The organism is Devosia sp. LjRoot16, from assembly GCF_964252795.1.
GTDB lineage: Bacteria > Pseudomonadota > Alphaproteobacteria > Rhizobiales > Devosiaceae > Devosia_A.
The window spans coordinates 88648-106993 of sequence record NZ_CAXUPH020000005.1; the positions used below are offsets into that span (position 1 = coordinate 88648).

The following is an 18346-nucleotide window of genomic DNA, read 5'->3' on the forward strand; positions in this document are numbered from 1 at the left end:
AGGCGATGACGATCGAGACGTTCGTTGCCCGCGCCGCCGATGGCGAGCGGGTCAATACCGGCTGGGGCGAGCTCAACTGGAAGATCACCGACAAATCGATGGCGGGGACCGAGATGACCTTCGGCACCTGCTTCATCAAGCCGGGGGAGCGTAACCCGCTGCACTCGCACCCCAATTGCGAGGAGTTCCTCTACGTGGTCTCGGGCTCGTGCGAGCATAAGCTGGGTGAGGAGACGGTGATGCTGGGCGCCGGCGACATCATCCGCATCCCGCAGGATGTGCGGCACTGGGCCAGGGCGGTCGGCACGGAACCGGTGTTCGCGCTGATCATGTTCTCGACCGGCAAGCGGCAGGCGGTGGATCACGAGGGCGGCGGCGTGGCGTGACCTTGTCGCCTCGCCGCAGTGCTGGTCGCCGCCTTAAGAGAACGCCGGATTGCCGGCGGCGACGGCGAGGTCGGCAGTGGTCGGGGCAGCCGCGTCGGCCGGGCAGGCGCCCAGCGGGTCGTTGGGGAGGCTCGTGGTGCCGGCATTGAAGACATAACGGCCGCCGCAGGTCCCGACAGCTGCCGGCCGCTGCGTCTGAGCCAGTACGTCGTAGCCCTCTTTGAGATTGCGCCAGAATGCGATGTTGGGGTTCGTGGCGTGCCGGGTCAGGTTGGCCTCGGTCATGCGGAACGGATAGAGTTCCAGCTTGAAGCTCGGATTGCCGCCGGCAAAGCTCTCGCGCGCCAGGGCATAGATTTCCTTCATCTGCTCGTCGGTCATGGCGTAGCAGCCGACCGATTTGCAATCGCCATGGATCATCAGGTTGGTGCCGCTGCGGCCCTGGGCGCGGTCGAGCCGGTTGGGGAAACCGGTGTTGAACGAGAGGTAATAGCTGGATTTGGGGTTCATCATCCCCGGCGTCACCTCATAAAAGCCTTCGGGCGACTGGTAGTCGCCTTCCTTGACCTTCGGCCCCAGTTCACCGGACCATTTGCAGATGGCATAGGTCTTGAACAGGCGATAGCTGCCGCGGCTGTCGGGCTTCCAGACTTCGAGCTCCGAGCTCTCCTTGAAGACGCGCACCAGCATCGGCGCGGCGGGCGTGGTGTCGAGCGCCGCCAGCACGCTGACCGTGCGGGCGGAAAGCGGCTGCTTGTCCTTGGTGAGGCCGCCCAATGACGAGCAGCCGGCAAGGACGAAGGTCAGCAACAGAACGGTCAGCAGGGCAGGCACGGGGGATTTACGCATGGCACTCTCGATCACTCGCGGCAGAGGATAGAGGCGGATGGTTACCCAGCCCTTGCCAGCGGCAATATCGGCGCCGCCGCCGGCCTGGAACCCTCCGCAGCAGAGGCCGTTGATGCGGCGGCTCGGACGGCTCGTGGCCGGGCTGGCAAGCGGGGTCACCGAAGCGCTAGTCTCGCGCCCGCCAATGATCGAAACCAATGGAGTTTTCTGATGAAGCGTACTGCCACCGCCAACTGGAAGGGAACGTTGCAGGAGGGGACCGGCACGCTCGATGTGCTGAGCGGCGCTTTCGCGGGCCTGCCCTACACCTTCAAGGGACGCTTCGTCGACGAAAGCGGCCAATCGGGCACCAACCCGGAAGAGCTGATCGCGGCGGCGCATTCGGGCTGCTTTGCCATGCAGTTCAGCGCCTTCCTCGCCGCCAACGGCACCACGGCCGAGAACCTCAAGGTCACCGCGGCGGTCGAGCTCATTCCCGGTACCGGCATCGTCGGCAGTGCGCTGACAGTCGAGGGCAAGGTGCCGGGGATCGATGCGGCGAAGTTCCAGGAACTGGCCGAGAAGGCCAAGGCCGAGTGCCCGGTGTCGCGGGCGCTCGGCGCCATCAAGGTGACGCTGGACGCGCGCCTGGTCTGAGCCAGCCGAGAGGTCAGGCGTGGCGCCAGTCGGGCCACGCCGCCATCGAATGCACGCGACGGGTGTGGTGGCCTTCCTCGCCGAAGGGCGCCACTTCCCATTTCCAGCGCAGGCCGCTGCGCGGCACCGGGCGACCGTGCAGCAGGTCGGCAGTGTCGAGCATCACGCCGTGCCGGTTGAACACGCGATAATCGAGATCGGTCACCAGCGTTGCGGGGCAGGGGAGGATGGCGAGCTTGTCGAGATGGCCGTCGACCACCTGCCGCTCTGCTCCCGGCGCGGCGCGCGCCAGCTGGCTGACGAGGCTCAGCGAGATCACCCAGTCGAGATCATCGATCGCTTCGAGGAAGTCGAGGGCGCCAGGATTGCTCGCCGTCGACAGGTCGCGCCATTGGCGCTCGACATTGGGATAGCGGTCGATCCGCTGGCCGACGGTCGAAAGGTGGATACGGTCGACGAGGATCACGCGCTTGAAGGTACGGCAGAGCGATTCGACCGGCACATCGAACAGCGGGCCGGAGCCGAGCACCACCACGGTACGACGCGCGGTCAGGTCGTCGATGGTGGTGTCGATCAGGCCGCGGGAGTTAGCCAGATGCGGGGCCCAGGCGCGGGTCTGGCGCTGGCCGCGGGCCCACAGGCCCACCGCCTCGCTCAGATGCGAACGGAACGCCGGCGGCGTCGGGCGATAGCTCGCAGCATAGACGAAGAGTTCGGCGAGCATCGGTCAGGGGTCCGGCAGCAGAATCGGCGTGATCCTAAAGCACGCCGCCGTTTCCTCGAAACGGTGACCTGCTGCAAGCGGTTGAACTATCACGCTGCCGAATCACTCCTGAGGAGAAGTGGCCAAGGTGCAACATTCGTCGTCGTGCCGCCGCGAGATGGAAGAATTTCGCCGCAATTTCGTGCAGTTTGCCATGTCGTCGGATGGGGCCAAACTTGCTTGCCTTCAATGTGCTCAGATTTGCTGCGGCTGCGGTGTTCGTCGCCATGCCGTTGAGCGCCCTTGCCATGGGCTGTGACGGGCTGGTCGACGGCCCCAAAGGCACGGTCATGTCGGTGACCGACGGCGACACGGTGGTGCTCGATACCGGTGTGGTGGTTCGCCTGATCGGCACGCAGGCGCCCAAGCTGCCGCTGGGGCGTGAGGGTTTCGAGACCTGGCCGAAGGCTGAGGAGGCGCGGCTGGCGCTGGAAGCGCTGACGCTCGGCAAACGGGTTGCGGTGCGCCATGGCGGCGAGCAGGTCGACCGGCACGGCCGGACGCTGGGGCAGTTATTCGTCGTCGATACGCCCGAGCTCTGGGTGCAGCAGCGGATGATCGCCGACGGCTGGGCGCGGGTCTACTCATTCCCTGATAATCGTGCATGTCTGCCACAGTTGCTCAGTGCCGAAGGCTCGGCGCGGCTGATGAAGCTTGGCATCTGGGCCGATCCCTACTATCTCGTGCGGCGGGCGGACCGGCCGGCTGAACTGGCTGGGCGCCTGGGTCACTACGAGCTGGTAGAGGGTCGGGTGCTTCTCGCCGACGAGGCGCAGGGGCGCATCTACCTGAATTTTGGCCGATCGTGGAAAGAGGACTTCACCGCCGTACTTGAGCGGTCGGCGGTCCAGCTGTTTTCGCGGTCCGGTCTCGACCCCCTTAAGCTCGAGGGTGCCCTCGTGCGGATCAGAGGCTGGGTGGATGACGTCGATGGCCCGCGGGTCGAAGTCACCCATCCAGAGCAGATAGAGGTTCTCCTCGCTCCATGAAGTCGCGTTCGATGATCACGGCGCTCGGCGCCCCGCTCGCAGCAGCACTCCTCGCAGTGCTTGCCGCCTGCTCGAGCCTGCCCGGGGTCACGACGACCCGCACCGAGGGGCAGAACGCGCCGATCGTCGCTTCCGACGATCCGGAGGAAGATGCAATCGGGGCGCGCGAGCATCCGCGCATCGTCGCCTCCTATGGCGGCATCTATTCGGACCGCCAGGCCGAGATCATGATCGCGCGGATCGTCGGGCGCCTGCTTGCCGCCGCCGACCAGCCGAACCAGAAATTCACCGTCACTATTCTCGATACCGCCGAGGTCAACGCCTTTGCGCTGCCGGGCGGCTATGTCTATGTCACCCGCGGCATCCTGGCGCTCGCCTCCGATACCTCGGAAATCGCGGCCGTGCTGGCGCACGAGATCGCGCACGTGACGCTGAAGCATGCCCGCGCCCGCACCAACCGGGTGCGTACCAACGAGATCGTCGACAAGGTGGTGACCGGCGTGTTCGGCGCCGATACCGCCACCGACCAGGCGTCGAACCGCTCGAAGATGTCGCTGGCGGCGTTCAGCCAGCAGCAGGAACTGGCCGCCGACAAGGAGGGCATTTTGACCTCCGGCCGCGCCGGTTACGATCCGCACGCCGCGGCGCGCTTCCTCGGCGCCATGGGCCGGTTCGCGCATTTCTCGGCCGGCGATGCCGACCAGGAAGGCGATTTCCTCTCCTCGCACCCCTCGACCCCAGATCGCGTCCAGAAGGCGATCGAGACGGCACGCGCCTTCTTCGGCGCCCCGGGCCTGGGCGAAACGGCGCGTGATGGCTACATGGCCGGCATCGAAGGGCTCGCCTTCGGCGACAGCCCGGCGCAGGGCGCGGTGGTCGGCCGCCGCTACATCAACCCGACGCTGAAGTTCACCTTCGAGGTGCCGCAGAATTATACGCTGCAGATCTCGAAGGGCGCCGTCGTCGGTGTTGCCGGCGAGGGCGAGGCAGTGCGCTTCGACAGCGCCGAGGTGCCGGCGTCGATGGGGCTCGAGGATTATCTGAAGTCCGGCTGGATCGCCGGGCTGCAGCCCGCGACGGTGAAACGCGAGAGCGCCAACGGCTTCGAGATGGCGACGGGCGTCGCCGTCACCCCGCAGTGGAATTTTCGCGTGGCCGTGGTGCGGCATGATGGGCGAGTTTATCGCTTCATCTTTGCCGCCAAGTTCGACAACCCGGCCTTCACCAAAGCCGCCGAAGCGACGCTGAAGAGCTTCCGCGCGGCGACCGCCAAGGACCTTGGACTGGTCAAGAAGCTGGTGGTCCGCACCGTCACTGCCGGCAGCGTCGATACGGCGGACTCGCTGGCGCGCCGGATGAGCGGGCTCAGTCGCGGCACCGACCTGTTCTACATCCTCAACAACCTCTACCCGGGCGACACGCTGGTGGCGGGGCAGAAGTACAAGATCGTCACGGTCGAGTAGGCGACGGGGCGGTTTGCTGAGAAGCGGTTGTTTCTAACCCAGTGGTTAGCCTCGAGCTCTCCCTCCCCACCGGCTGTCATCCCAGCGAAAGCTGGGACCCACTCATCCGCTTGCGCCAGCTGAACGTTGGGTCCCAGCTTTCGCTGGGATGACACCGAGTTTGGGGCGTTTGCGGTGGTACGAACACCGCCGCCCGGCGGTCGTTTGATGACACCGTAGATCTGTAGAGGGCGCCTCAGCCCGGCAGCAACCAGCGTACCGCCCAGTAACCGCCGAGCGCGGTGACGGCGGTGAGGGCGGTGCCCCAGGCGACGTCGATCAGGCTGAGGCTCAGCGGCCAGTTGCGCAGGGTCGAGAGGTTGGTGAAGTCGTAGGTGCCGTAGGCGACAAGGCCCAGCAGCGCACCGAAGCCCAGCGCCGTCAGCCAGCTGCGCGCTTCGAGCGCCGGCAGGATGGCGAAGACCAGCACTCCGACAAGGTAGAGCAGGTAGAACACTCCGGCTACCGCCAGGTTGGGCCGCTCTGCGAGGAGACTGCCCAACTGCGGCTGGTAGAGGCGTGGCACCATGGTGGTGAGCCAGAGCGCATCGAGCGCCAGCATAGTGATGGCGGCTCCGGCATAGGCGACGACGAAAGGTGGCATGCGGCGGTCTCCAGAGCCGGCTGAGCCGGAAGTAACGGGCCGAAACCGCCAACTGTTTCACCCGCCAGAGTTTTTTGCCGCGCCTGAAACAATTCGCGCCCGCGACCCGTAGTTCCTCCCATCGGCAGCGGATAGGAAATTCAGGTGCGGCATCTCCACCAAGACCAGGCACGGGCGTCGGGACGGCGCATTGCAATCATCGGCGCGGGCATTGCCGGGCTATCGGCGGCCTGGCTGCTGAGCCGGCGGCACGAGGTGGTGCTGTATGAGGCCAATGGCTGGCTCGGTGGGCATGCCAACACCGTCGATGTGGAGTGCCCGGAAGGACCGGTCGCCGTCGATACCGGCTTCATCGTTTACAACCCCGGCAACTACCCAAACTTCACCGCGCTGCTCGAGCACCTCCAGGTCGCAAGCGTCGATTCCGACATGTCGCTCGGGGTGTCGGTGGGCGACGGGCGGGTCGAATATTCCAGCCGGCCGTTCGGGCTGTTCGGGCAGAAACGCAACCTGGTCAACCCGCGGTTCTGGCGGATGATTGCCGATATCGTAAAGTTCTACGAAGTGACGCGTGGGCTCGACGAGCGCGCCATGGAGGCCATCTCGCTGGGTGAGTTCCTCGATAGCGGCGGCTGGTCGCGGGCGCTGGTCGAGGAGCATGTGCTGCCGATGTGCGCGGCGATCTGGTCGACCACCTCGGAGCAGATGCGGCACTACCCGATGCGCTCCTTTCTCCGTTTCTTCACCAGCCACGGGCTGCTGCAGGTCACCAGGCGGCCGCAATGGCGCACCGTGCTCGGCGGCAGCCGCAGCTATGTCGACGCGCTGCTGGCCGATATCGGCACCGCCATGCAGCGCCTCCCGGGCGCCACCCGGGTCAGCCGCACGGGCGGGCTGGTGTTCGTCAACGACGTCGCGGGCGGGCGCGAGGTGTTCACCGACGTGGTGATCGGCGCCCATGCCGACCAGGCGCTGGGGCTGCTCGACGATGCTTCCGACGACGAGCAGGCGGTGCTCGGCGCCTTTCGCTACACCCCCAATGTCGCGGTGTTGCACGATGACCCGGCGCTGATGCCGCGGCGCCGGTCGGTCTGGGCCAGCTGGAACTATATCGGTTCGGACGATGCCCGCGCCGACCGGCCGCTTTGCGTCAGCTACTGGATGAACCACCTGCAATCGCTGCGCACCCGCCGGCAGCTGTTCCTGACGCTGAACCCGTCGCGGCAGCCGCGGCCCGAGAGCGTCATCCGCAGTTTCGAATACACCCACCCGCTGTTCGATCACGCGGCGCTGGCAGCGCAGGATCAGCTGTGGCGGCTGCAGGGGGTGCGCAACACCTGGTTCTGCGGCAGCTATTTCGGCTACGGTTTTCACGAGGACGCGCTGCAATCGGGCCTGGCCGTCGCCGGCCAGTTTGGCGTTAACCCGCCCTGGGCGGCGCAGCGCAGCCGTATTGCTGTGGCGCCGGCCGTGCTGGAAACGGCCCTGTGAGGTCGGCGCTGTATCGCGGCTCGGTCGCCCATACCCGGCTCAGGCCGAAGCGCCACAGCCTTGGCTACAAGGTGTTCTGCCTGCTGCTCGACCTCGACGAGCTCGATGAGCTTGCCGGTCGGTTTGCGCTGCTTCGCATTGAGCGCGGCGGCCTGTTCAGCTTTCGGCAAGCCGATCACGGCGATGGCCGCTCATCGCTCAGGGACTGGGCGACCGAGCGGTTGGCGGAGGCTGGTATCGGCTATGATGGCGGCCGGATCGAACTGCTGTGCTATCCGCGCCTCTTCGGCTTCGTCTTCAACCCGCTGAGTGTTTACTTCTGCCATCGGCAGGACGGGCGGCTCGCCGGGGTTCTCTACGAGGTGCACAATACCCATGGCGAGCGCCACACCTATGCGCTGCCGGCCAGTGGTGGCGAGCGGGTGGTGCGGCATGCGGCCAGGAAGCAGTTCTTCGTTTCGCCCTTCATGCCGATGGATTGTACCTATCGCTTTCGCATCACCGCGCCCGGGGAGCGGGTCGGCATCTCGATCCTCGAAGACGATGCCGAGGGGCTGCTGCTCACCGCCAGTTTCCACGGACGGCGCGAAGAGCTGTCGAACCGGGCCCTGTGGCGGGCCTTTGCCGGCTACCCGCTGATGACGCTGAAGGTGGTCGCCGGCATCCATTGGGAAGCGCTGAAGCTGATCGCCAAGGGGGTGCCGTTCTTCCACTGGTCGCCGGCGCGGCAGCGGATTGCGTCGGGGACGGTGAGGGTCTCCGAGCGGCGTGTGCCGGAGCAGGTTGAATGATCAGCGGCACCGCGATCGTTATCGCGGCGGTGTTGCTGTCATCGGTGATGGCGCTGGCCTGGTGGGTGGTGGTCAGCTCGGGGCGCTCCGGCTGGGCCGACACGTTCTGGAGTTATGGCACCGGGCTGGTTGGCGTCGTCGCCGTGTGGTGGTCCGCGGTCGGCATGATGACCGGCCGGACGCTGCTGGTGATGGCGCTGCTGGCGCTCTGGTCCCTGCGGCTCGGCACCCATATCGCGCGCCGCACCCTCAGTGGTGGCGATGATCCGCGCTATGCGGAGTTGCGCCGCGGCTGGGGCGAGCGCTATCGGAGCCAGCTGTTCGTGTTTCTCTACATCCAGGGCGCGGCGGCTTTGGTGCTGGTGGTCGCGGCACTCGCGGCTTCAGCGAACCCAGCACCGCTGGGCCTTGGCGACGCTCTCGGGGTGGTCATTGCGCTGCTGGCGATCGCCGGTGAAGCAGTGAGCGACGCGCAACTCAGGGCGTTCAAGGCCGATCGGGCCAATGCCGGGCGGGTCTGCGATCTCGGGCTATGGTCGCTTAGCCGGCACCCGAACTACTTCTTCGAGTGGCTGTACTGGCTGGCCTACATCCCAATCGGCGTCAGCCTCGCCTATCCCTGGGGCTGGCTGACGCTGCTGGCGCCGGCGATGATGTACTGGTTGCTGGTGCATGTTTCGGGTGTTCCGCCGCTCGAGGCGCATATGCTGCGTTCGCGTGGCGACCGCTTCCTCGCCTACCAGGAGCGCGTCCGGGCGTTCTGGCCGATCCCGAAGTAGCGGGGCTCAGCGGCTGCGGAGATAGGCCGGCAGGATGTGATGGCGCGACAGTGTCGCGAGCTCAAGCTCGCCCAGGTCAGCCGGGTCGACCCACAGGGCTTCCTCGATCTCGGCCTGCGGAGCGGGGGTCGACTGGATACTGAGCCAGAACGCCTCCGCCACCACCATGGCGTCTGTCTCATGTGCCGCCGGAGCCGCAAAGCGGCCGAGATAGTGGGCAGTGGCCGGATCGACGGCGAGGCCAAGTTCTTCGTGCACCTCGCGCTGCAGCGCCGCCAATGGCGCTTCACCCGGCTCGAGCTTGCCGCCCGGCTGCATGAACACGTCGGTGCCGCGCTTGCGCACCAGCAGGACGCGGCCATCGGGGCCGACAAGCACAGCAGCGGCGATGAAGATCTGTCGCGGTCTGGCAGTCATGGAATCACCCCCCGAGACCGGCAGTTTGCCGCCAACCTCGCCCTCGGTCACCAGCGCAGCGACGGCAGGCTGCTGGCGCTCTCAGGTGCACAAACGAAAAGGGCCGGCATTGCTGCCGGCCCCTTTGAATTGGTGGTTGCTGCCGCGATCAGGCCGCTTCTTCGGCGTCGGCGGCGTCCGACTTCGGACCGCGGCGCGGCGACTTGGCGAGGTTCTTCTCGATCAGCTGCACAGCCTCGGTGAGGGTGAGCTTGTTGACGGCCGAAACCTCGCGGCTCATCCGGTCCATCGCCTGCTCGAACAGCTGGCGTTCCGAGTAGGACTGCTCGGGCTGGTCGTCGGAGCGGAACAGGTCGCGCACCACTTCCGAGATGGCGATCAGGTCGCCGGAATTGATCTTGGCTTCGTATTCCTGGGCGCGGCGCGACCACATGGTGCGCTTGACGCGGGCGCGGCCGGTGACGGTCTCCAGCGCCTTCTTGACCTCATCCTCTTCGGCGAGCTTACGCATGCCGACCGACTTGATCTTGGCGACGGGAACGCGAAGGGTCAGTTTATCCTGCTCGAACGAGATGACGAACAGCTCGAGGGTCAGCCCCGCGACCTCCTGTTCCTCGATCGAGGTGATGAGGCCGACGCCATGCGCCGGATAGACGATGTACTCGCCCGTCTTGAATCCAAGCCGCTGCTGAGGCTTCTTGGTGACCATAGAGGATACTCCTATTAACGCCGCCGCCGGACAGCTCTTCGCGGAGAGGCCGTCCTGTTGTTGCTGGTTCGCCCGTCCGAATAGATAAGCAAAAACCCTTCGCGCACTCTTCCGGTCCGCGCGACCGGATGACTGCAGCCCCATTATTGCTGGTGTCAAAAAAAAGGGTGCCTAGTGGCACGCATTGGATGACGGGCAAGCTCCATTCGTTTGAGGAGCGTAGCACAAAATTTCAGCAAAATCAAAAGTTGCGAATCAAGACCGCCGGGAGCCGGTCAGCTTCCGGGCCCAAGCGGTTCATCGGCATGGCAAACCGGCGGCAAAACCGAGGCTGGTCACTGATCTCGTCGCGTCTTCGAGACGGAAAAGTCTCAGAACTTTTCCAGCCACCCTCGCGGGGCGAAGGTCAATCGCCCTCGCCGGGAGCTTCGGAGAAGTGCTTCTCGAACTTGCCCTCGACCCCGTCCCACTCCTTGGCATCGGCCGGAGCATCGCGCTTCTCGGTGATGTTGGGCCAGGCGGAGGCATATTTGCTGTTGATCTCCAGCCATTTGTCGAGGCCGCCCTCGGTATCGGGCTTGATCGCCTCAGCCGGACATTCGGGTTCGCAGACGCCGCAGTCGATGCACTCGTCGGGGTGAATGACGAGCATGTTCTCGCCTTCATAGAAGCAGTCGACGGGACAAACCTCGACGCAGTCCATGTACTTGCACTTAATGCAGTTGTCCGTGACGATGTAGGTCATTCTTCGCGAGCGTTCCTGCTCAAGTTTCTAGGGCCGCTGGGTCTTTCAGCCGGGCGCACGCAGCAAGCCGTACGCCTCGGGCCGTGCTAGCCCTTTTTCTCCCACGCCGCAAGGGACAGGGCGGTCAGGCTTTCGACGCATCGGCCTTGCTCTCCGACATGGTTATCCGTCCCTGCCACGGGCGCGCGACGCTACGATGCGCATCGGGGCGTGCAGGTTGGCAATTGTGGCGGGGAGAGCGAGGAATCGAGGCCGGCGATCGTAACGGCAAAGTGAACGATGGGGGCCGAACCGTTCAATCCTCGTCGTCGCGTAGTCGATCGGTGTCGCGACGTTCCTTCTTGGTCGGGCGCCCGCTGCCGATGTCGCGTTCAGCGTGGCTCGGTGGAGCTGTCTCGCGGGGCACCGGGGGCGGTGAAAGGTCCTCGTAGAGCAGCGCCGCCTCCGGGGCAGGGCCGCGGCGGGTGCCGGGGTCGAGGATGCGCCAGACCAAGAGGCGGGTGTGCACTGTCATGGTGAGGACATCGCCCGGCCCGACCTTGTGGTCGGACCGGTCAGTGCGTTCGGAATTGACCCGGATGGCGCCGCTCTCGATCAGCTTCTGCGCCAGGGTGCGGGATTTCACCGCGCGCGAGAAGAACAGCCACTTGTCGAGCCGCTGCTTCTCCAAGCGCCACTATTCCGCGGTCTTCATTCGGATTTGGGGTTCCGCAGTGCGGCGAGCGCCGCCCAGGGTGAGTTCGGATCGAGCACAGCCGGTTTCCGATCCTCGCGCGGACGGTGTTCCTTCCACTCCTCACGCGGCTTGTCGAAGCGCTTGCCGCCCGGCTTGCCACCCTTGTTCTCGAACGGCTTGCCGCCGCCATTGCTGTTGCCGGCCCCTTGGCGCTGGCCGTCGCGACGGCCCTCGAAGCGCGGACGGTTGGGCTTGGCGTCGCCGCCCTTGCCATCGCCTTCCGGACGCTCGGGGCGACGGAAATTGCGCTGCGGGCGCTCGGATTTTTCCCCCTCGGCGGTCGCTTCCGCCCCATCGGCACGCGGGCCGCGGTTGCGGGCGCCGCCGTGACGCGGATTGTCGGGCCGGCGGCCAGCCGGGAACCAGACCTCGTCGAACTCGGGCTCAGCGGGTTTGGTGTCTTCGGCAGGGGCGGGGGCACCGAGATCGGCGGTGGCGGTTTCGACGGCGACCACTTCGGTCTCGGTGACAACCTCCGTAGCCGGGGCCACGCCCTCGACCGCATCGGCGGCAGCAGCGTTCACCTCGGCATCGGCGACATCGGCGACTACGGCATCGGTCGTGGTCTCTGTCGTATCGACAGTCTCAGTCGCAACCGCCTCAACGCCCTCAGTGGCTTCAGTGGTCTCGGTCGTCTCCGACGTGGTCGTCTCGCTGGTCGTCGCTGTCTCGACGACCACGGGCGCCGTGACCTTTGGGGTGCGGCGGACGCGATAGCCGAGCGAGTTGAGGATCGAGGCAAAGTCCTCGCCGGCAGTGCCGAGCAGCGAGGTCATCTCGACGGTGACGCGGAAACCATTGCCCTCGGCGGCGCCCGGCGGCAATTCGCCTTGGTGGGTCACCGGGTTCAGCGCGATCAGCGGGCGGATGATATCGGCGAGGCGCTCGAGGATATCGACGCGCACGGCGCGGCGGCCGGCGACCTTGAAGCCCGCCAGCTCATAGAGCTTCACGTTCACTTCGGGATCGATGAGGAACGAGGTGCGGCCCGACAGCACGATCTGCGGCAGCTCGGCGACGCCCGGCTGGCGCACGCCGCCATGCTTCAGTGCATAGAGGATCAGCGCCAGCTCGCGCGGCGCCGGCTTCAGGCTCTGCGGCACGTAGATGTGGAAGGCGCCGAATTTCACGCCGAGCTTGCGGAGCTTGCCGCGCACGTCCTGGTCGAGGCCCTTGACCTCTTCGGCCACGGCGCTGCGCGGCAGGATGCCGAGATTCTCGTAGAGCCGATAGGCGACGCCACGGGCCGCGCCTTCGAGATCGGCCGGCGCTTCGAGCGACAGCACGCTTTCGAGCTGGGTGTTGACCAGGTGGCGGAGCCACAGGTTCAACCGATCCTGCACGCGCTCGAGATCGGGGCCGGTGAGGCTTTCGTCGGCGAGGATGATGAGGCGCGGGGTGAACAGCTGCTCGCCCTCGACCAGGTTGGCGATCACCTGGCCGCGCCAGCGCACGTAGCCGTCGGTGGCGAGCACCAGCTCTTCGTTGGGCGCACCGGCGACGCGCTCGGCGCGTTTGGCGATTTCAGGCGCCACGACCTGAGCTGCGGCTGCCGCCACGCCTTTGGCATCGCCACCTTCCGACCGAGCCAAGGTGAAGCGGAAGCCCTCGATGGAGCCAATCAGGTGGCCTTCGAGGCTCACCTCGCCGCGGTCGTTAATTTCAGGCGATACCATATGCTTGTCTCTCAGGTGGCGCATAAGCACCGAAGTGCGACGATCGACGAAACGTTGAGTGAGACGCTCGTGCAGGGCGTCGCTCAGTCGATCTTCAATGTCCCGGGTCTTTTCGCGCCAATATGCGGGGTCTTCAAGCCAGTTCTTGCGGTTGGCGACAAAGGTCCATGTCCGGATCTGCTTGATCCGATTGGAAAGCGTATCAATGTCGCCTGTGATATTGTCGCAGAACCGCACCTGCTCGGCAATCCAGTCGGCGTCGACATGGCGGTGGCGGGTGAGGTCGAGATAGATGCGGGTAATGATCTCGCCGTGCTGCGCCGGCGAGATATCGCGGTAGTCCGGGATGCCGCAGCACTCCCATAAGAGCCGCACCGCCGCCTCGCTTTTTGCCGCAGCGCCGGCCTCGTTGCGGGCGACGAACTCCAGCGCATGCTGGTCGGTGGCGATGGGAACGCGGGTCAGGCCCCTGAGCGTGGGCGTCTGGTCGAGGCTATGGCGCAGGTCTTCGATCGAGGCGAAATCCAGCTCGGCGTTGCGCCATTGTATCACCCGGATCGGCTCGAAATCGTGGGTCTCGAGGCGCTTGACCAGTTCCTCGTCGAAATCGGGGGCGTGGCCGGTGACGCCGAAGCTGCCGTTGTGCATGTGGCGGCCGGCGCGGCCGGCGATCTGGCCGAACTCGGCCGGGGTCAGCTGCCGGGTCTGGTGGCCGTCGAACTTGTGGTCGTCGGCAAAGGCGACGTGATGCACGTCGAGGTTGAGGCCCATGCCAATGGCATCGGTGGCGACGAGAAAATCGACGTCGCCGTTCTGGTACAGGTCGACCTGGGCGTTGCGGGTGCGGGGGCTGAGCGCCCCCATCACCACGGCGGCGCCGCCGCGTTCGCGCCGGATCAGCTCGGCGATGGCGTAGACCTGGGTGGCCGAGAAGGCGACGATGGCGGAGCGCTTGGGCTGGCGGGAGATCTTTTTCGAACCGGCGTAGAGCAGCTCGGAAAAGCGCGGGCGCTGGATGATCTCGGCATCGGGCAGCAGCGCGCGGATCAGCGGCGTCATGGTGGCGGCGCCGAGCAGCAGGGTTTCACTGATGCCGCGGGCATGCAGCAGCCGGTTGGTGAAGACGTGGCCGCGGTCGAAATCGGTCGCCACCTGGATTTCGTCGATGGCGACGCATTCGACCGGCACGTCGAGCGGCATGGCCTCGACGGTGCAGACCCAGTAGCGCGGTTTGGCCGGAACGATCCGCTCCTCGCCGGTGACCAGCGCCACGTGCTGGGCACCGATCCGGTCGACCACCTTGTGGTAGACCTCGCGGGCGAGGAGCCGCAGCGGCAGGCCGATCATCCCCGAGCGGTGCGCGAGCATCCGTTCGATGGCGAAGAAGGTCTTGCCGGTATTGGTGGGCCCAAGGATCGCCTTGAGCGAGGAGGCGGAAGCGGGAGTCATCGCGCCCTATTTAGGTGATCGAAAGCCAACAAACGAGTGTCTCGTCGCGGAACAAATAAGCGAGGTCGCTGGCGCCGGCATTAACCATTGGTACGAACGAAGAACAAACCGGAAAGGAATCGGTTGCGACTCGGAAATCCGTGTTTGTTCACTACAGCATATGGTGGGTGGCTTGGTCCGCGACCCGCTAGCGCCACGGCTTTCCTGTGGCATCCGGCGCAATCCCCGGAAATCGCGTTCAGGAAGGTTTCGAAGCGGTTAATTGCGGGCGGTTTGGGGCTCGAATCGGCCAAGTGTGAACGAGGCGTAAAGCCTTCACCCGCAAAGATTTTTGTGGTCTTCATGCCTTGGGTGCCTGAACAATGGCTGCTCACGCTGCGACGTTGGCAAAATAGCCGTTGACCGTCCCGGAATGACACGCGGATTTTGGTAACACCTGGTTAACCATGATTTCCGCCGCCCGGCCGGCAGCCCCGCTTGGAGGCATGCCGGCACGAGGGACCACGGGTCTGTTGCCGGTGGTCCGGGGCGCGGAAGTCGGGGGCAGCGGCCCCGGGGTTTTAGCACTCGGCGACGAGTGGAACCCAGTTGGACTGGATGGGCGTGCCGGCGACGACGACACGGTATTCGGCGTCGACTGGATTGTTGATCACGAGGTTCTGCGTGTAGCTGCCCATGACGATGCCGTTGGCACCCTTCACGGTGGTGACAGCGTAAGGACCGCCGACGGCGCCGCCCTTCTTCACCAGCAGAATGTTGATCGTGCCGGGCTTGTTGGTTTCGACCCAGGCGGTGAGCTTGCCATTGCCCGGGCAGATATTGTTGGGCGGCGGGATGATGCCGAGCTGGATGCTGGTCGGCACGAGCTTGCCTGGGCCGGGGGTGGCGATCTTCAGGTCGAGGGCACTGGCGGCGCCAGCGAGCGCGACCGTAGTGGCGAGAGCGGCGATGCCGAGTTTCACGATGGTCATCAATTCCTCCTTGGCGCGAGCCTTGGAGGAGAAAATGCCGTCGCGCGCTTGAACGCGTGCTGAGGCAAGGGTTTAGCTGACGTTCATCGCCAGAGCATTTCACCGTTCGTTGAATCGGTGAATGCTCTGCGTCTTTGATGTGGTCGCGCTTTGGAGGTGGAAAAGTCTGCAACTTTACCTGAAAGCGCTCCGCGGGCGGTACGGCTACTCGGCGAGCTCGGTCAGCACCACCGAGAGGTCACCGGCTTCGGTGGTCACCAGCGCCCGGTAGGGGATGTAGTAGCCGGCTGCCTGGAGCGGGGCGTACCAGACGAGGATACGCTCGTTCCTGGCGAGATAGGTGGTGATCTCGTTGTTGGTATAGTGCCCGGAAATCGGGGTGTAATGCATCGAGCACAGCACCAGTGGCCCCTGGTAGCCGGTGCGCTTGCTCGTCGCGGTATCGTCCTTGACGTATTTGAGGCTCAGATTGAAGCGCTCGACGCCGGTGAAGATCGGCATCTGCCGGTTGCACAGCTGCTGGTCGAGCGCGGCGCCCTTGAGGACGAACGGCGCCAGCATGTCGTTGGCGGTGGTGAGGTGCTTCCGCTCGATTGCCACGCGATCGATATTGTTGACGATCGGTGGAGCCACCTTGAACGTGTCCACGGTGCCGCCGGCATAGGTGACGGCCGCGGTAAAATCCTCGCCGCCGGCGCGGGTCAGGATGTCGAACTTCTGGGCCCTCAGGCCCTTGTCCGTGGAGGTCCCGGTCGAAGTGGCCTTGGCGGTGCCGCTTGCCACCAGCTGCGCCAGCCCGGTGATCTTAGCGTCGAGCACCAGCGAATAGGCCGAGCCGTTATCGGTCAGATTGATGCGGACATTGGCGATGTGGGTACCGCCCATGGTCACCATGTACTCGGCGCGCGCCTTGACCTCGGCCGCGGCGGCGGGCAGGGCCAGCAGCGCCAATCCCAAACTGGCAAGTCGTGCGGCCAATCGCATCGTCTGGCGGAAACCGGCGTTCAACACGGGAACGGACCTCTGGCGGCGTCGCCAAGCGGCGACGCGACGTCACCAGGCAGCGAATCAATATTGCTGCCAAAATGCCGAGCGAGGCTCGGGCTGGCAAGGCATTCGGCGTTCACAAGCTTGACGGGAGGGGCTCAGTTCTCTATGGGAGCGTCCGCAATCAAGAACAGACTCCAGCCCGTTGCGAGGGGATAGTCCCCCGCCGAGGGCCTTTTGACAGGATACTCCAATGGCTCGCCGCTGCGAACTCACCGGTAAGGGCGTGATGACCGGGAACAAGGTGAGCCATGCGCTCAACCGTACCCGTCGCCGCTTCCTCCCCAATCTCCTCAACGTCTCGCTGCTGTCGGACACGCTCGGCCGCACGGTCAAGCTGCGTATCTCGGCGAACGCGCTGCGTACCGTCGAGCACCGCGGTGGCCTCGATGCGTTCCTGCTCAAGGCAGACGACGCCGAGCTGTCGCCCGTCGCGCTGTCGGTGAAGAAGGAAGTCCGCGCCGCTCTCGCGACCGCGTAAGCTTCGCCCTTTCAGTTTTCGCCGCGCGTCCCGAAAGGGACGCGCGGTTTGTTTTGAGGCCGGCTTGCTGTCCGCCACCGGTGTCATCCCCGCGCAGCGGGGATCTCCGTTTTGCGATGGTGCGTGAGGCACCAAGACAGAGGTTCCCGCTTTCGCGGGAATGACATCGAGACTAGAAGACCCATCGGAGCGCAAGCTCCAACCCACCGCCCCGGTCTGATGCCGGTCAGCGGGTTCCATAGAGGTGCAGGATATGCTCGCTCGCTTTGTCGCGGCCATCGCGGCCATGGTCGTGGTCGTCACCGCGTCCAACATTCTCGTGCTCTACCCGGTTGACGCCGCGCTCGGCCCGATCAACCTCAAGGATCTCCTCACCTGGGGCGCCTTCACCTACCCCTTTGCCTTCCTCGTCACCGACCTCGTCAACCGCTATGACGGCGCGGCGCGGGCCCGCCTCGTGGTGGTGTGCGGTTTCGTCGTGGCGGTGGCGCTGTCGTTCTACCTGAGCTTCAACCCGCTGCCGTGGAATGCCGGGGGAACTCCGGCTACCACGGCGCGTATCGCTACCGCCTCGGTGACGGCGTTCCTCATCGGGCAGTTGCTCGATATCTCGGTGTTCTCGCGGCTGAGGGCCAGCAGGAACTGGTTCCTGCCGCCGCTCGCCGGTTCGCTGTTCGGCTCGCTGCTCGATACGGCGATCTTCTTTTCCATCGCCTTCGCGCCGTCATTCGGCTTTGTCGACGGTATCTATGGGGCACAGGATGGCTCGCTGGGCTTTCCGGCGCCGTTCCTCAGCCTCGGGCCCGAGGTGCCGCTGTGGTTCTCGCTAGCGGCTGGTGACTTCCTGGTGAAGTTCCTCGCGGCATTGCTGCTGCTGGCGCCTTACCGGATGCTGATGGGCAAGCTGATGCCGCTGCCGCCGCTCAAGGTCGCGGCTTAGAGCCGGCTCTGACCTAGTCCGGCCAGCGGCTCAGGTGTTCGTGGGCGATCCACCAGCGGTCGCCCAGCCGCTTCAGCACCGTGGTGCCACGGCCCGAGCCCGACTGGCGTTTGCCGTCGACGGTGGTTTCCCAGTTGAAGCGGTAGGTGCAGGCCGCAGCACTGTCGCCTTCGGCAATCCACTCCAGCTCATCGAGCCAGTAGCGCTCGCTCGGCCCCATCGCTCGCCAGGTCGCTTCGAACGCCGCGCGGATCGCGGCGATGCCGCTATAGGTGCCGTTCGAGAACCAGAACGTCGCATCGGGCGCGATGAGGTCGATCAGGAGGTCGAAGTCCTGGCGGTTGATGCGGTCGGTGTAGGCCTCAAGCACGTCCCTTGCCGACAT

Annotated in this window: 20 protein-coding genes; 9 read left to right on the plus strand and 11 right to left on the minus strand. The window is 65.5% G+C overall.

All coding sequences use genetic code 11. The annotated features are described in order from the left end of the window. The first annotated feature begins 5 nt into the window (after positions 1 to 5). Entirely contained in the window at positions 6 to 386 is a 381-nt protein-coding gene (locus tag ACSQ23_RS21790) for a cupin domain-containing protein (protein ID WP_055886497.1), read from the plus strand. A 33-nt stretch (positions 387 to 419) separates the two neighbouring features. On the opposite strand, the gene ACSQ23_RS21795 is transcribed toward ACSQ23_RS21790, so the two are convergent. Then, a complete protein-coding gene (locus ACSQ23_RS21795) occupies positions 420 to 1433 on the minus strand; it encodes a L,D-transpeptidase family protein (protein ID WP_197421416.1) in 1014 nt (337 codons plus the stop codon). A 12-nt stretch (positions 1434 to 1445) separates the two neighbouring features. Between ACSQ23_RS21795 and ACSQ23_RS21800 the strand changes: the two genes are divergently transcribed. After that, on the plus strand, positions 1446 to 1871 hold the full coding sequence (locus ACSQ23_RS21800) for an OsmC family protein (RefSeq protein ID WP_055886495.1): 426 nt from the start codon (positions 1446 to 1448) through the stop codon (positions 1869 to 1871). Between the two features lie 13 nt (positions 1872 to 1884). Here ACSQ23_RS21800 and ACSQ23_RS21805 read toward each other — a convergent pair whose 3' ends face one another. Continuing rightward, positions 1885 to 2595, minus strand: a complete 711-nt coding sequence (locus ACSQ23_RS21805; protein ID WP_055886491.1) for a hypothetical protein — start codon at positions 2593 to 2595, stop codon at positions 1885 to 1887. A 215-nt stretch (positions 2596 to 2810) separates the two neighbouring features. Between ACSQ23_RS21805 and ACSQ23_RS21810 the strand changes: the two genes are divergently transcribed. Continuing rightward, positions 2811 to 3623 carry a thermonuclease family protein gene (locus tag ACSQ23_RS21810; RefSeq protein ID WP_244488557.1) on the plus strand — a complete coding sequence of 271 codons (813 nt, stop codon included), beginning with the start codon at positions 2811 to 2813 and terminating at the stop codon, positions 3621 to 3623. After that, a complete protein-coding gene (locus tag ACSQ23_RS21815; protein ID WP_436091894.1) occupies positions 3620 to 5086 on the plus strand; it encodes a M48 family metalloprotease in 1467 nt (488 codons plus the stop codon). Before ACSQ23_RS21810 ends, ACSQ23_RS21815 begins: the two co-directional genes overlap by 4 nt. A 235-nt stretch (positions 5087 to 5321) precedes the next feature. Here ACSQ23_RS21815 and ACSQ23_RS21820 read toward each other — a convergent pair whose 3' ends face one another. Next, the gene (locus tag ACSQ23_RS21820; RefSeq protein WP_436091895.1) at positions 5322 to 5729 is read right to left on the minus strand and encodes a DUF2177 family protein; all 408 of its coding nucleotides are present in this window, start codon (positions 5727 to 5729) and stop codon (positions 5322 to 5324) included. A gap of 144 nt (positions 5730 to 5873) precedes the next feature. On the opposite strand from ACSQ23_RS21820, the gene ACSQ23_RS21825 reads away from it, so the two are divergent. From ACSQ23_RS21825 to ACSQ23_RS21835, 3 genes are read left to right on the plus strand one after another with little or no spacing between them, the layout of a single operon-like run. Next, positions 5874 to 7220 carry an NAD(P)/FAD-dependent oxidoreductase gene (locus tag ACSQ23_RS21825; protein WP_436091896.1) on the plus strand — a complete coding sequence of 449 codons (1347 nt, stop codon included), beginning with the start codon at positions 5874 to 5876 and terminating at the stop codon, positions 7218 to 7220. After that, positions 7217 to 8011: a DUF1365 domain-containing protein gene (locus tag ACSQ23_RS21830; RefSeq protein WP_055886474.1), complete on the plus strand. Its 795-nt coding sequence runs from the start codon at positions 7217 to 7219 to the stop codon at positions 8009 to 8011. The genes ACSQ23_RS21825 and ACSQ23_RS21830 overlap by 4 nt, the downstream gene beginning before the upstream one ends. Then, positions 8008 to 8790, plus strand: a complete 783-nt coding sequence (locus ACSQ23_RS21835; RefSeq protein ID WP_082528492.1) for a DUF1295 domain-containing protein — start codon at positions 8008 to 8010, stop codon at positions 8788 to 8790. The genes ACSQ23_RS21830 and ACSQ23_RS21835 overlap by 4 nt, the downstream gene beginning before the upstream one ends. Before the next feature lie 6 nt (positions 8791 to 8796). Here ACSQ23_RS21835 and ACSQ23_RS21840 read toward each other — a convergent pair whose 3' ends face one another. The 7 genes from ACSQ23_RS21840 to ACSQ23_RS21870 all read right to left on the minus strand — a co-directional run bounded on the left by ACSQ23_RS21840 (position 8797) and on the right by ACSQ23_RS21870 (position 16471). Then, positions 8797 to 9207 (minus strand): NUDIX hydrolase, encoded by a 411-nt coding sequence (locus tag ACSQ23_RS21840; RefSeq protein WP_055886471.1) that lies wholly within the window; start codon positions 9205 to 9207, stop codon positions 8797 to 8799. A gap of 148 nt (positions 9208 to 9355) precedes the next feature. Continuing rightward, positions 9356 to 9916, minus strand: coding sequence for a CarD family transcriptional regulator (locus tag ACSQ23_RS21845; RefSeq protein WP_055886468.1), 561 nt, complete (start codon positions 9914 to 9916; stop codon positions 9356 to 9358). A gap of 406 nt (positions 9917 to 10322) precedes the next feature. Next, a complete protein-coding gene (gene fdxA, locus ACSQ23_RS21850) occupies positions 10323 to 10661 on the minus strand; it encodes a ferredoxin FdxA (protein WP_055886464.1) in 339 nt (112 codons plus the stop codon). A 295-nt stretch (positions 10662 to 10956) separates the two neighbouring features. Then, a complete protein-coding gene (locus ACSQ23_RS21855; protein WP_055886461.1) occupies positions 10957 to 11331 on the minus strand; it encodes an RNA-binding S4 domain-containing protein in 375 nt (124 codons plus the stop codon). A 20-nt stretch (positions 11332 to 11351) separates the two neighbouring features. Then, positions 11352 to 14522 (minus strand): helicase-related protein, encoded by a 3171-nt coding sequence (locus ACSQ23_RS21860; protein ID WP_436091897.1) that lies wholly within the window; start codon positions 14520 to 14522, stop codon positions 11352 to 11354. Positions 14523 to 15082: 560 nt separating this feature from the next. Next, positions 15083 to 15493, minus strand: a complete 411-nt coding sequence (locus ACSQ23_RS21865; protein ID WP_055886454.1) for a hypothetical protein — start codon at positions 15491 to 15493, stop codon at positions 15083 to 15085. 204 nt (positions 15494 to 15697) lie between these two features. Then, positions 15698 to 16471: a DUF3108 domain-containing protein gene (locus tag ACSQ23_RS21870; protein WP_197421415.1), complete on the minus strand. Its 774-nt coding sequence runs from the start codon at positions 16469 to 16471 to the stop codon at positions 15698 to 15700. A gap of 262 nt (positions 16472 to 16733) precedes the next feature. Here ACSQ23_RS21870 and rpmB point away from each other — a divergent pair, with 262 nt between their 5' ends. Together rpmB and ACSQ23_RS21880 are read left to right on the plus strand one after the other, a co-directional pair. Beyond that, positions 16734 to 17021 (plus strand): 50S ribosomal protein L28, encoded by a 288-nt coding sequence (gene rpmB / locus ACSQ23_RS21875; protein WP_055886447.1) that lies wholly within the window; start codon positions 16734 to 16736, stop codon positions 17019 to 17021. 253 nt (positions 17022 to 17274) lie between these two features. After that, positions 17275 to 17961, plus strand: a complete 687-nt coding sequence (locus tag ACSQ23_RS21880; RefSeq protein ID WP_436091898.1) for a queuosine precursor transporter — start codon at positions 17275 to 17277, stop codon at positions 17959 to 17961. Between the two features lie 13 nt (positions 17962 to 17974). Here the strand turns inward: ACSQ23_RS21880 and ACSQ23_RS21885 are convergent, their stop codons facing one another. Beyond that, on the minus strand, positions 17975 to 18346 hold the full coding sequence (locus ACSQ23_RS21885; protein ID WP_436091899.1) for a YybH family protein: 372 nt from the start codon (positions 18344 to 18346) through the stop codon (positions 17975 to 17977).

Coding starts and splice junctions, on each gene's coding strand:
- ACSQ23_RS21885 (WP_436091899.1), bottom strand. CDS start 18,346: ATGTCGGCAAGGGACGTGCTTGAGGCCTACACCGACCGCATCAACCGC.
- ACSQ23_RS21880 (WP_436091898.1), top strand. CDS start 17,275: ATGCTCGCTCGCTTTGTCGCGGCCATCGCGGCCATGGTCGTGGTCGTC.
- ACSQ23_RS21815 (WP_436091894.1), top strand. CDS start 3,620: ATGAAGTCGCGTTCGATGATCACGGCGCTCGGCGCCCCGCTCGCAGCA.
- ACSQ23_RS21840 (WP_055886471.1), bottom strand. CDS start 9,207: ATGACTGCCAGACCGCGACAGATCTTCATCGCCGCTGCTGTGCTTGTC.
- ACSQ23_RS21835 (WP_082528492.1), top strand. CDS start 8,008: ATGATCAGCGGCACCGCGATCGTTATCGCGGCGGTGTTGCTGTCATCG.
- ACSQ23_RS21805 (WP_055886491.1), bottom strand. CDS start 2,595: ATGCTCGCCGAACTCTTCGTCTATGCTGCGAGCTATCGCCCGACGCCG.
- fdxA (WP_055886464.1), bottom strand. CDS start 10,661: ATGACCTACATCGTCACGGACAACTGCATTAAGTGCAAGTACATGGAC.
- ACSQ23_RS21860 (WP_436091897.1), bottom strand. CDS start 14,522: ATGACTCCCGCTTCCGCCTCCTCGCTCAAGGCGATCCTTGGGCCCACC.
- ACSQ23_RS21845 (WP_055886468.1), bottom strand. CDS start 9,916: ATGGTCACCAAGAAGCCTCAGCAGCGGCTTGGATTCAAGACGGGCGAG.
- rpmB (WP_055886447.1), top strand. CDS start 16,734: ATGGCTCGCCGCTGCGAACTCACCGGTAAGGGCGTGATGACCGGGAAC.
- ACSQ23_RS21790 (WP_055886497.1), top strand. CDS start 6: ATGACGATCGAGACGTTCGTTGCCCGCGCCGCCGATGGCGAGCGGGTC.
- ACSQ23_RS21865 (WP_055886454.1), bottom strand. CDS start 15,493: ATGACCATCGTGAAACTCGGCATCGCCGCTCTCGCCACTACGGTCGCG.
- ACSQ23_RS21820 (WP_436091895.1), bottom strand. CDS start 5,729: ATGCCACCTTTCGTCGTCGCCTATGCCGGAGCCGCCATCACTATGCTG.
- ACSQ23_RS21800 (WP_055886495.1), top strand. CDS start 1,446: ATGAAGCGTACTGCCACCGCCAACTGGAAGGGAACGTTGCAGGAGGGG.